Origin of the sequence: Psychrobacter sp. Ps2 (assembly GCF_022129405.1) — a bacterium.
In the GTDB taxonomy this organism is placed as follows: Bacteria; Pseudomonadota; Gammaproteobacteria; order Pseudomonadales; family Moraxellaceae; genus Psychrobacter.
Genome location: NZ_JADQAM010000055.1, coordinates 90,312 through 102,144 on the forward strand (window position 1 = coordinate 90,312; position 11,833 = coordinate 102,144).

Here is an 11,833-nt window from a genome sequence, read left to right on the forward strand (position 1 = left end):
GCCAAGCTTACTATTACTTTTAAAAACTAGAGGACTGATAGATCATCAGTATTTTTTGCCTTAACAATAGACTGCACCGTCAGAAATGGAATACAAGCTTCCCACTCTTGGCAGTTCTGACCACGCTGACGACGTACAAAATAGTCTTGAACCATGCGTGCCTGCTGCTCAATACCATACTTAAAAAATGATTTGCCTCTTTCTAACACGTAGTCATATTTTCGGTTGATAATCGCTCCGCGTACAACCTTTAAGCCTTTCTGTAGCTGCCATACGTGCGTTAGCTCATGTATAAGCCAGCTTTGTTTGCTCAGTGGAGCTTTGCTAAAATCCGTAATCCAATCGACTGAATTAAAGTAAATATTGCCATTGGGGCTAACGGCATAATGTTTTAGTACCCACCATGCTGTCTTTAACTGCACTGCATCGAGTTTGATACTGTCATCAAATACCGAATGTGCCAATGCTATCTCGCCAACTGTCAGATAACGTGACTGCTGCTTGCCCGTATCACTACGCAAGTAACGATTGAATAAGCGTTTAAGAGTCGGTTCAGACATCGTTAATGCAATACCTTATATTTGATAAGCCATTTTTAGTGTTTAATAGTTAATAGTTAATAGTTAATAGTTAATAGTTAATAGTTAACAGTCGCAATTGGCCAACTTTTCCCATCGATACGGTAAAACTGTTAATAGTAGAGCCGTTAATATAGATGAATGATGAAAACTAAAGTACTCCGGACACAAGCTATACGCTTAGTTAGCTTTCATTAACATATTTTTGCGCTAACCTAGCGCGTATGACTTATAACAAGTACCATCCTTATAAACTAGCTTACTTCTACTGCTGATGTCTAATACTCATTGCCATTATAAAATTGCTGCGAAAATCATGCCAAACGTATACGAGTGTTAAAATCCAATGAGAATGGTGGAGTTAGCCTAGTATGCTGTTATTTAAATTTAACTATAAAGACCTTGCCGTTACTACCTTTGCAGCTAGTAAATAGCTTTTTCATTTTTCGATAGAGAGTCTTATGTCACCTAACTTCCATGCCGATACTCCACTTGCTCAGCGTATGCGCCCTACTTCTCTTACCGATATTATTGGTCAAGAGCACTTGCTGGCAACTGGTGCACCGCTACGACGCTTGGTAGAGCAAGGACATCTGCCATCTATTATCCTGCACGGTGAAGCAGGTATTGGCAAAACAACCATTGCGATGTTGTTAGCTGATGCCGTTAATCGACCTTTTCATGCGCTCTCCGCATTAAATACTGGTGTCAAACAGTTACGTGAAGTTTTAGATAATAAAGACTCACTGGCATTTGAGTCACCTGTAGTCTTCATCGATGAGATTCATCGCTTTAATAAAGCACAGCAAGATGCACTATTGGGCGCGGTAGAGTCTGGTGATATTACTTTAATTGGCGCTACCACTGAAAACCCATCATTTAGTGTCAACAACGCTCTACTATCACGTTGCCAAGTTTATCGTTTAGAGCCGTTAACACCTGAGCAGATAAGTACCGTGCTGCAACGAGCACTCTCGGAAGACAATATACTCAAAAAGTTGACCGTCGATTTACAAGCAAAAGATACCATCAGCCAGCTGGCCCATGGTGATGCTCGAAAAGCGCTAAATTTATTAGAGTTAGCGATTCAGACCGCTGATGCCAAACAGTCGTCAGTGATTATCGATGATGAATTGGTCAGCCGAGTGGCACAAACTGCTTTGGTAAGATATGACAAAGATGGTGAGCAGCATTACGATATTATCTCAGCAATGATAAAGTCAGTCCGTGGCTCAGATCCGGATGCGGCATTGTATTGGATGGCACGTATGCTCGTAGGCGGCGAACCTGCTGATTTTATTGCGCGGCGCTTGGTGATTTTGGCCAGTGAAGATATCGGTAATGCCAATCCTAATGCTTTACTCCTAGCTGATGCAGCATTACGTAGTGTGCAATCTATTGGTATGCCAGAAGCACGTATTATTTTAGGGCAAGTTGTGGTGTATTTAGCGACCAGTGCCAAAAGCAATAGCACTTATAAAGCAATCAATGCTGCGATGGCGTTGGCTGAAAAAGATGCTTCACCTGTACCGCTACACTTGCGCAATGGCGTGACCAAACTGATGCGTAGTCAAGGCTACGGTCAAGGTTATGCTTATCCGCATGATTATCCTAACCATTACTATCCTCAAAGCTACTTACCAGATAATTTGGTTGGTACCAGTTTTTACGAGTTTGCAGACAATCAGCGTGAGCAGCACAGTAAGCAGTTTATGGATTGGTTAAAAAGCCAAGCAGCGAGCAATGACTAACTGTGATATAGATCAATAAAATATAACGCCTAGATTTATGAGCCAGTTTTAATGTTCATTGATAATATTTATGACTATTTTTGACATACTGAACGATATAGTGGGAAGATGGCGCAGCACGTGACGCTGAAAAGCGTTAAAATAACCTCATAATGATATATACAGGCAATTAAGCGAGTCACTTTTATATCAAATGATATTGCTTATAGCGCGATTTACTTGACCGTAGTAGCGCTTTGCTTGACCGTAACAGCGCTTTGTATTATCTACTGCTACAATAAGCAGATAGAGCCCTATATTCCAAATGACACCTATTTATAAATAATAAAATATTGAGATTTACTATGAGTTTAAATGCAATCCCTGAGATTATCGAAGACATTCGTGCTGGAAAAATGGTCATCTTGATGGATGATGAAGACCGCGAAAATGAAGGTGATATCATCATGGCAGCGACGCATGTCCGCCCTGAAGATATTAACTTTATGATTACTCACGCGCGTGGTCTTGTTTGTTTGACCTTATCACAAGCACGTTGCCAGCAATTGGCACTGCCACTAATGTCAGATCGTAACGAGGCAAAGTTTAGCACCAACTTTACTGTTTCAATTGAAGCGGCTGAAGGCGTCACTACGGGTATTTCTGCTGGTGATCGTGCACGTACTATTCAGGCAGCGGTATCTTCATCAGCAAAGCCTGAAGACATCGTTCAGCCTGGACATATTTTTCCAATTATGGCCCAAAACGGTGGTGTTCTTCACCGTGCAGGCCATACAGAAGCGGGTTGTGATTTAGCACGTTTAGCAGGTCTAGAGCCTGCAGCGGTGATTGTAGAGATTATCAATGCAGATGGTACGATGGCGCGCCGTGACGACCTTGAAATATTTGCAAAAGAGCATGACATCAAGATAGGCACGATTGCTGACCTTATCAATTATCGTATCGCGAATGAGCAAACGGTAGAAGAGATTGAGTCACATCCGTTTGAAACTGAACACGGTACTTTTACGCTACATCGCTTCCGTGAGTTTGGCGCTGAAGAAACACATTTAGCCTTGGTAAAAGGTGATGTCAGCGAAGGCGTCAGCACTGTACGTGTACACGGTTTCCACCCATTACGCGATTTGTTTGCAGCTAAAAATGATATGACTGGCCGTAGTGGCTGGAGCGTACAGTCAGCACTAGAAGAAATCAGTGCTTCAGATCGCGGTGTGCTGGTATGGATTGGTAGCAATCAGCCAGTTGATTTGGGTGATGCGTTGGATAAAGCCGCAGATAACGAGTCGCAATCAACCATCACGCAACAGCCATATCGTAGCATCGGTGTTGGTGCACAGATATTACGTCATTTAGGTGTCCGTGATATGCGCTTATTATCATCGCCAATGAAGTTTTTTGCATTGTCAGGTTTTGATCTAAACGTGGTTGATTTTGTTCATGCACCGCAACAAGACTAACGACTGTTTAAGAGTTTAGTTGCAGAATGAGTGATAAAAAAGGCACGCTAACATTATGTTAGCGTGCCTTTTTTTGTTTTTAGATTTTAATTAAAGATAGCTTCTTCGATGAAATGAATCATCGACTCATATAGAAACCGACCTAAAACTCAGGCGTATGACCAAACTTGGCTTCCAGTGCTAGCAGCTGTTGACGCTCTGCTGCTGTCCATGGCAATTTACCTTTTCCATCACTATCCAGACGTACTACCACAGCCTCTGCCGTAGCAACGATGATCTCTTGCACGATACTATAGTAACTATATTCCATCGCCATACTTGTATTGCCTAAACGCTTACAACGAACCCCTAATAATAATGTATCAGGATAGGTAACTGGGCGTAAATACTGGCAGCTAGACTGGGCTAAAACAGTGACCATACTGCCATCAAACATACCTAGCGCATGCAAATAACTAATGCGTGCTGACTCAGCGTAACGATAGTAAACCACATTGTTCAGATGATTGAAGGCATCCATCTCTCCCCACTGTATCGGCTGATGATGAATAACAGGATAATGAGCTAGTAATTCGGGGCGGTGATCGTTTGCTGCGTCAGATATAGATGCTGACTTTTCATTAGAATGGGTCATTACTTACCTTACATTTTATATTTTCTGTATTAACTATTGTGACTAACTCTCTTTAGCGTTGCGGCTTGTCTAAGATTTCTGTCGTCAATAATGGCGTTGGTTTGGGTGCATGAGCAATCAACTGATTTAGCCATACAATTACTTCTGGTATGTCACTTGGTGCTTTCATTGTCTCAAGATTACTTTGACCATCGATTCGTTTTTTATCTGCTTGTACAATGCCAATCGCACCAGCTTGTGCTGACTTTTTATTGTCGCTAGTTGAAGCTTTAGGTACCAACGTTTTTAACTGTTTGCGTGCCTGCGTCAAATAGCTGACCAGTTGATCTTGCTTACGCATATTGCTGGCTTGGCTTGCTAAATTTAACGTCATGATGACTTCATGAATAGTGAGCTGACGACGCGTTAAATTTGTATCACTAGTCGCTGAAGTATCAGTGGCATTGGTTGCTTTAGGCTGCTGTTTATTTTCAATAGCTGCATCTACCAGCTCTCGACGCTGTAGATCCGTACCTTCATAACTGCCAAGACGCTCATGACTGTGCAAAAATTCCTGAATGTTCTGAATCGCAAGATTTTGTATTTGCCACGGGCTTGGCTGCGAGCTTTGTGCTTGCAGACGCTCAATATCTTTTAGCAAACTTTGCTTGATAACGATGGTTAACGCAGGCGCAATCTCATTACTGCTTTGCGATAATTGCCAATGTAAACCCCGCAATAGCTCAATCGCGGCACTGTCATTGCTATCCGCCAACAGTCTATCAGCAGCTTTGATTTGGATACGCAATAGGTCCAACTGATTCTGAGCTTGGCTACTGGCTTTAACTCTAGGTTCTGGCAGCGTCTGCTGACTCATAGCAAATAGACGATCGTCCATTTCGTTTAGTCGACTGATTACTTGCTCATTGCTCTGCAAACGATCGTTGACACTATGCTGAAAGCGCTGCTGACTAATATATAACCACAATAATGCAGCGATCAGTAATAAGATAACCAGCCATTGCATCCGTAGCAGCAAAATATTTGCTTGCCGGCGCTGCTGAACAGTAGAAAGATCCTTAGATAAGGACTCAGAATTCATTGACATAAGGCAGTACCGTTATTGGTATAGATAAACATGTTTAAAGCAAATGAGAAGTTTTAGGTATTATATTTTAGAATGAATGGCTGAGAGAATCGTATCTGGCGACAAATCCTCTACTCGCCAGTAACTCAACTGCTGTGCGGCAACCATATTGGCAAGACGCTCACCCAACACAACGTAAGAAAAGTCTTTTAGCGTAAGCGAAGGCCGCTCTGCTATATCAGCCACTGCATCCGTATTTTGCTTTTTTTTTAACGTCTTCGATTCGCCATCATTGACGATATTTGACCAATGCTCAAAAGCTGCCGCACTACTGATGACGACTATTGGCTTTGGCTGCTGTGATGACGCAGTACTATGAGTAAGAAATGCTCGTTGCCACTGCTGATAATGAGCCAATGCCTCGATAGGCATCGCACGCTCGTACCACGCAATACTATCGATATGTACACCGCGCGCCTGCAATGTATCAACCAATAATCGTCGTCCACCAAGCCCACGCCATATCAGCAATTTATCGCCTGCTTGTAAGCTATCGATTTCAGGCATTGCTAGCATGCCTTCGTTATTGGCAGTCTCAGGCTGAAGTATTTGATAATCTGTTGTATCTATACGCACCTGACTGAACTCTGCCGCTGTTGCTTCACCAACTGCAACCAGAGGACTAGGTAATGACAAGCCTTCTAGTGAACTCTGTGCGTACTTGTCACTACTGTCTTTTTCTTTGTATTCACGCTCTTCATGTTCAAGTGACTGCCAAACTGCTAGTCCCGAAGCTGCAGCAGTTGGACTGACGATAACAAGCGCTTTGTACTCCCCCGCCAACCACTGATGCATTAATGCAATATCTATATCAGTTGTTGAACGTGGTAGTAGCGTCAACATCGGTATATCAATCACTGTCAATCCTGCCGCTTGTAAATGCTGCGTCAACGGTGCTGCTCGCTCTACTGGGCGAGTATTGATGACAATTTGCGGCATGACTTTTGACTTCTCATTAGAACAATTCTTATGAGAAGTTGTGTATGTAGACTGAGTTGGCATTGATGACATCGATATACCATGACAAAAAAAGAATGAAAAAGGCTTAAGTATACAAAAATGGCTGATGCTTAGATCAGCCTATCTTGCGATTAATCAAGCCTATAGCGACTGTACTTTTACTATTCAGGCTGATAGATCGCTGACAAAATAGCGCCTGCACCATCAGCAAGTAGCATTTCTGCGACATCGATACCCAGTTGGTTGGCTTGGGCTTCTTGCTCAGCTTGTGTCCCAACCAACGTAGCTCGTTTGTCTGCCTTCAACAATTCGCTACCATCGGCTTGACCCACTCGACCGCGTAGCCACAGCACATTCCCGCTATCGTTATTGCCATTATCACCATTGTTATCATTATTAACACTGGTTTCTTCAGCTGTCTGCAGAACTGCATAAGCGGCGATCGGTACTTGGCAGCCGCCCTCTAAATGACGGTTCAGAGCACGCTCAGCGATAAGTCGAATACGGGCTTTATCATCATTGAGTGGTGCAAGTAATTTAAGGACTTCTTCATCGCCTTCACGGCATTCGATTGCTAAGGCACCTTGCCCAACTGCAGGCAAGCAAGCTGCGATATCAAGCTCACCGCGTATTCTCTCGTCTAGCTCAATACGCTGCAAGCCGCTAGTTGCCAGAATAATGGCATCATATTCACCAGCATCTAGCTTGCCCAAACGAGTGCCGACATTGCCGCGCAATGTTTTGATCTGCAGGTCAGGACGATAGGCTTTGATCTGGCATTGACGACGTAAACTTGATGTCCCAACGACTGCACCTTGTGGTAGCTCATCAATACTATTATAAGTGTTTGAGACAAAGGCATCTGTTGGTGAGGCGCGTTTACAGTAGACACCTAATGTGAGGCCTTCGGGAAGCTGCATCGGTACATCTTTTAGCGAGTGCACTGCAATATCGGCTTGCTTGTCATACAGCGCTTGCTCAAGCTCTTTTACAAACAATCCTTTACCACCGATTTTGGCCAAAGGCGTGTCCAAAATCTTGTCACCCTTAGTGACAATTTTTAGTAAATTAATCGTCAGATTAGGATACAACGCCAATAAACGATCACGAATATGCTCGGCCTGCCATAAGGCTAGCGGACTTTGGCGTGTAGCGATATTTAGAGTAGTCAAAACAGGTTGCTGCGGATTGCTCATAAAGGGCCTCAATAAGTTCGATACTAATACTATAGTGGCTATAGTCCCTATGTCAGTACCATTCATATTTATACTGAATAGTATCGATATTACTCGATAGGGCAAATTTGCCAAAGCATAGGCGACTCAAATGATTAATAGTAGATGCTGACGCAAAAAAATACCCCTATTTAAGCATAAATAAGGGTTTGATGATATGGAATGATTGGTCGCTATCAGGACAGCCTATCACATGCTTTGGATTTTATCACGTAAGGCAGGTAAGTGACGACGGCTTACCGCTAGCGTCTCATCAATACCTTTAAAACGTATCTGATACTGGCCTGCATCCAAAGTTTCTAGAAAGTCCAAATAACTAAGGTTGATGATGGCATTGCGATGTACTCGGAACAGACGATCATCGAACTCTTGCTCTAACTCTTTTAGCGTTTCATCAATCAATACAAGACCATCTTTATGGCGTACTTTGACGTATTTTTGATCTGCCGCAAAATAATAGATATCTTTTAGCTTAATCAGTTCAACACCGCGATGCGTACGAGCAGCGATATGTTCACGTATCGGACGTGCTGTCGGGTCTTCAAGCTTACGAATTTCATTTAGTTGAGCGGCATTTAAGTTCTTTGCTTTGTTTAATGCCTCTAGTAGCTCATCTTTGTTTGCAGGTTTCAACAAATAGCCAATTGCATTGGCTTTTAATGCTGCGATCGCATAATGGTCGTATGCCGTCACAAATATAATCGCTGGTGGATGCTCAAGTTTGGCAAGTTCTTGAGCACAGCGTACGCCGTCCATTTCAGGCATTCGGATATCTAATAATATAATATCTGGCTGCTGGGTTTTTACAGCGACGATGGCTTCTGCACCTGTTGTGGCCTGAGCAACGACTTCATGGCCTGACTCCTGTACAATTCTCACCAAGCGCTCACGCGCTAGGGGCTCATCATCACAAACTACGATACGCATGCAAACTCCCATCCAAGGACATACTTAATATTTTATTTAATAATATTACGGCTATATTAGCACTCATTATCAATCACTTAGAATATAAAATCTAAATTATTTAATAAAATTCTGACAAAAACCACCAGTTTTTATAGCGGACAATATACTCCTGCTATCGGTAGATTTTATATGGTGTAATTGTGTTTCACGGTAGTTATGATATTACTTATTCGTAATCATTATTTATCAAACATAAATTATGACGTCTATACATGGCGATGCAATAAGTATGCCAAATAGGCTTTTAAGAGTTGAAAAAAATGGAGAAAGTTAATAAAGAACAGTTGGTTATAAACCGACGTCTTGTAGAGGATAGTCGATGATGGTGATAATTTGAGTGCTGGCTACCGAGCTTTGAATGTCAGCACTTTGACCAAAATGGGCACGCAAACGATCAGCTTGAATATAGAAATTCATATGCTGGCGCAAATCATGATTGATAATTAATGTCTTTTTGGGAAGCGCAACATCAATCATAATTTTAACTCGGTGTTGTTCCCACGTGACTTCGATATTAATGCAGATAGTTTCTGTCGTCATCTCTACCACATTGAGCAGTATTTTCTCTAGCACGCTTTGTAGCGTTAGTGCAGTGATAACCATGTCATACATGATATCTTCATCAGGTAACGTCCAATTGACTTCGAGCTTGTCTGCTAAACGACTAGATTCGATTGCCAAATAATGCTCACAAAGATCAACCTCTTCTTCAAAGCTAATCTCACGTGTACCACTAAAACTAGCGCGAAATAGTGCAGAAACGTGCTGTAATAAGATAGCGGCTTTTGGCGGGTTCGATTCAATCAGAGATACAAGTGTATTGATAGTATTAAAGAAAAAGTGCGGGGCCGTACGGGCTTTTATTAGATCATTTTGCGCAGTCAATTTGTATTCAAAGGACAACTTAAGCGCATTAAGCTCACGGTAGCTACGCAAAAAATATAATAAGAATACAGTCGTAAAACCGCCAGACAACACTGTATTGAGCACGATATTCAATACAAACGTGCGACTATCATATGTTAGCCAACCAAAATTAATCATAGATAATGTGACTAACGCCATCGAAACTGCAGCAGCAAACATCAGTAACAATACAATGCGCATACTTACGCTAAGAATACTGGCATTTTTAAATGCAGGGCGTAGATAGTCAACTAAATACAGTGAGGGGATAACCGTCAGAGCGTTTTGGGTGAAACTACGTACAAACTGAATCATGAAATCTGACCAAGTGGCTAAGCTATGGCGCGCCATTACCGTTAGGAACAAGGACCAAAAAAAGATATATGTCAGCCACTGCCAAGGCCTCATGATCTCCATGAGTTTAGGAATAAAAAACTCTAAGCGTGTAGCTAGTAAGGCAACCTCATCATTTGCTATACTCGAGTTCTTATTCTTTTGACTTGTCTTGTACCGATATGAACGCCAATTCTTCAAAACCTAGTAATCCTGAATCAAGTAAAAGTTCATCTGACTCTGATTTTAGCACAGATGCTCCGATAACAAGTACCACAACGCAGACTGCGCCTGCTAGTAGCCAAGGCCAACAAATGTGGGGCGGGCGCTTTAGTGAAGCGACAGATAGCTTCGTTGCCGCCTTTACTGCCTCTGTAGGCTTTGACCAACGCTTTGCTCGTCATGATATTCAAGGCTCGATTGCGCATGCAACGATGCTGAAAGAATGTGATATTTTAACTGCCGATGAAGTTGCCACCATTATCGATGGCCTGCAGCAAGTATTGCGCGAGATTGAGGCGGGTGAGTTTAACTGGTCGATCGCCCTTGAAGACGTGCATATGAACGTCGAGTCACGTTTGACTGACATTATAGGCGCCGTTGGTAAAAAGCTACACACTGGTCGTAGCCGTAACGATCAGGTAGCCACAGACATTCGCCTATGGTTGCGCGAAGAGACTGATAATATTATTGAGTTATTAGTACGTTTGCAAAGTGGTTTACTTGATTTGGCTGAGCAACATACTGATACTATCATGCCAGGCTTTACTCATTTGCAAACAGCACAGCCTGTTAGCTTTGGGCATCACGTGATGGCATGGTTTGAGATGTTGTATCGCGATACTGAGCGTCTTGTCGATGCACGCCGCCGTATCAACCAGATGCCACTTGGTAGTGCAGCGCTTGCTGGTACAACTTTCCCAATCGATCGTACCATCACTGCTGAACTACTAGGTTTTGAAGGTATTTGCCAAAACTCACTCGATGCCGTTTCAGACCGTGACTTTGCGATTGAGTTTACTTCAGCAGCATCTATCCTGATGATGCATATGTCGCGTATGAGTGAAGAGATTATTCTTTGGATGTCAGCGCAGTTTAATTTTGTGCAAATACCAGATCGCTTCTGTACTGGCTCATCGATCATGCCGCAAAAGAAGAACCCTGACGTACCTGAGTTGGTACGCGGTAAAGCGGCGCGTGTCTTTGGTCAGCTAATGACTTTGCTTAGCCTAATGAAGAGCCAGCCACTTGCCTACAACAAAGACAACCAAGAAGACAAAGAGCCTTTGTTTGATTGCGTTGATACGTTGACAGGTTCGCTGCTTGCCTTTGCTGATATGCTACCAAACATCACGCCAAACGTCGATGCCATGCGTGCCGCTACGATGAAAGGCTATGCGACTGCGACTGACTTGGCAGATTACCTAGTACGTCAAGGCGTGGCATTCCGTGACGCTCATGAAGTCGTTGGTAATGCTGTTGCTTTAGGCATCAAAGAAGGTGTTGATCTAAGTGATTTGTCATTGGCACAGTTACAGCAATTTAGCGATGCCATCGGTGAGGATGTCTTCGACTATCTAACGCTAGAAGGCTCATTAGCAGCTCGTGACCATTTGGGTGGCACTGCGCCAAACCAAGTCAAGCAAGCGGTGGTCAATGGCCGTGCTCGCTTAAAAGCCTTTGCCTAATGAGTACTTTTGAATAAAAGCCAACCTGCTAATTTAAATTTAACACCCGCATAGATAGCGGGTGTTTTTATTTGTCATCTGGCCTTTACTGGTTTAGCCAATGTCATTTTCAAAATATCACTAGGGCGTGTCCCTAATTGGCAAACAAGTATATATCTTCTAAAATAAAGCATACACTTTATAAAGTAAGAGGTAT

The 11,833-nt window shown here is 42.8% G+C and carries 10 protein-coding genes; 3 read left to right on the forward strand and 7 right to left on the reverse strand.

Translation table 11 applies throughout. From position 1 onward, the window contains the following. Positions 1 to 26 precede the first annotated feature (26 nt). A complete protein-coding gene (locus I3254_RS08665; RefSeq protein WP_238052549.1) occupies positions 27 to 560 on the reverse strand; it encodes a type IV secretion protein Rhs in 534 nt (177 codons plus the stop codon). Between the two features lie 479 nt (positions 561 to 1,039). On the opposite strand from I3254_RS08665, the gene I3254_RS08670 reads away from it, so the two are divergent. After that, positions 1,040 to 2,329 carry a replication-associated recombination protein A gene (locus I3254_RS08670; RefSeq protein WP_238052550.1) on the forward strand — a complete coding sequence of 430 codons (1,290 nt, stop codon included), beginning with the start codon at positions 1,040 to 1,042 and terminating at the stop codon, positions 2,327 to 2,329. Between the two features lie 344 nt (positions 2,330 to 2,673). Continuing rightward, complete coding sequence (gene ribBA / locus I3254_RS08675) at positions 2,674 to 3,786, forward strand: bifunctional 3,4-dihydroxy-2-butanone-4-phosphate synthase/GTP cyclohydrolase II (RefSeq protein WP_057757842.1); 1,113 nt, start codon at positions 2,674 to 2,676, stop codon at positions 3,784 to 3,786. Between the two features lie 142 nt (positions 3,787 to 3,928). Here the strand turns inward: ribBA and I3254_RS08680 are convergent, their stop codons facing one another. From I3254_RS08680 to I3254_RS08705, 6 genes are all read right to left on the reverse strand, one after another. Continuing rightward, positions 3,929 to 4,420, reverse strand: coding sequence for an acyl-CoA thioesterase (locus I3254_RS08680; protein WP_238052553.1), 492 nt, complete (start codon positions 4,418 to 4,420; stop codon positions 3,929 to 3,931). Positions 4,421 to 4,472: 52 nt separating this feature from the next. Beyond that, positions 4,473 to 5,507, reverse strand: a complete 1,035-nt coding sequence (locus tag I3254_RS08685; protein ID WP_238052555.1) for a hypothetical protein — start codon at positions 5,505 to 5,507, stop codon at positions 4,473 to 4,475. A 60-nt stretch (positions 5,508 to 5,567) separates the two neighbouring features. Continuing rightward, the gene (locus tag I3254_RS08690) at positions 5,568 to 6,485 is read right to left on the reverse strand and encodes a uroporphyrinogen-III synthase (protein ID WP_238052557.1); all 918 of its coding nucleotides are present in this window, start codon (positions 6,483 to 6,485) and stop codon (positions 5,568 to 5,570) included. Positions 6,486 to 6,667: 182 nt separating this feature from the next. Further along, positions 6,668 to 7,702, reverse strand: a complete 1,035-nt coding sequence (gene hemC / locus I3254_RS08695; protein WP_102091379.1) for a hydroxymethylbilane synthase — start codon at positions 7,700 to 7,702, stop codon at positions 6,668 to 6,670. Positions 7,703 to 7,930: 228 nt separating this feature from the next. After that, complete coding sequence (locus I3254_RS08700) at positions 7,931 to 8,668, reverse strand: LytTR family DNA-binding domain-containing protein (protein WP_179798594.1); 738 nt, start codon at positions 8,666 to 8,668, stop codon at positions 7,931 to 7,933. A gap of 330 nt (positions 8,669 to 8,998) precedes the next feature. Further along, the gene (locus tag I3254_RS08705) at positions 8,999 to 10,024 is read right to left on the reverse strand and encodes a histidine kinase (protein WP_238052559.1); all 1,026 of its coding nucleotides are present in this window, start codon (positions 10,022 to 10,024) and stop codon (positions 8,999 to 9,001) included. Positions 10,025 to 10,263: 239 nt separating this feature from the next. On the opposite strand from I3254_RS08705, the gene argH reads away from it, so the two are divergent. Continuing rightward, on the forward strand, positions 10,264 to 11,637 hold the full coding sequence (gene argH, locus I3254_RS08710) for an argininosuccinate lyase (RefSeq protein WP_201571919.1): 1,374 nt from the start codon (positions 10,264 to 10,266) through the stop codon (positions 11,635 to 11,637). The last annotated feature ends 196 nt before the right edge of the window (positions 11,638 to 11,833 follow it).

Bases quoted from the DNA above. Each gene is read 5' to 3' on its own strand.
- I3254_RS08665 (WP_238052549.1), bottom strand. From the start codon at position 560: ATGTCTGAACCGACTCTTAAACGCTTATTCAATCGTTACTTGCGTAGT.
- I3254_RS08670 (WP_238052550.1), top strand. From the start codon at position 1,040: ATGTCACCTAACTTCCATGCCGATACTCCACTTGCTCAGCGTATGCGC.
- ribBA (WP_057757842.1), top strand. From the start codon at position 2,674: ATGAGTTTAAATGCAATCCCTGAGATTATCGAAGACATTCGTGCTGGA.
- I3254_RS08680 (WP_238052553.1), bottom strand. From the start codon at position 4,420: ATGACCCATTCTAATGAAAAGTCAGCATCTATATCTGACGCAGCAAAC.
- I3254_RS08685 (WP_238052555.1), bottom strand. From the start codon at position 5,507: ATGTCAATGAATTCTGAGTCCTTATCTAAGGATCTTTCTACTGTTCAG.
- I3254_RS08690 (WP_238052557.1), bottom strand. From the start codon at position 6,485: ATGCCGCAAATTGTCATCAATACTCGCCCAGTAGAGCGAGCAGCACCG.
- hemC (WP_102091379.1), bottom strand. From the start codon at position 7,702: ATGAGCAATCCGCAGCAACCTGTTTTGACTACTCTAAATATCGCTACA.
- I3254_RS08700 (WP_179798594.1), bottom strand. From the start codon at position 8,668: ATGCGTATCGTAGTTTGTGATGATGAGCCCCTAGCGCGTGAGCGCTTG.
- I3254_RS08705 (WP_238052559.1), bottom strand. From the start codon at position 10,024: ATGAGGCCTTGGCAGTGGCTGACATATATCTTTTTTTGGTCCTTGTTC.
- argH (WP_201571919.1), top strand. From the start codon at position 10,264: ATGTGGGGCGGGCGCTTTAGTGAAGCGACAGATAGCTTCGTTGCCGCC.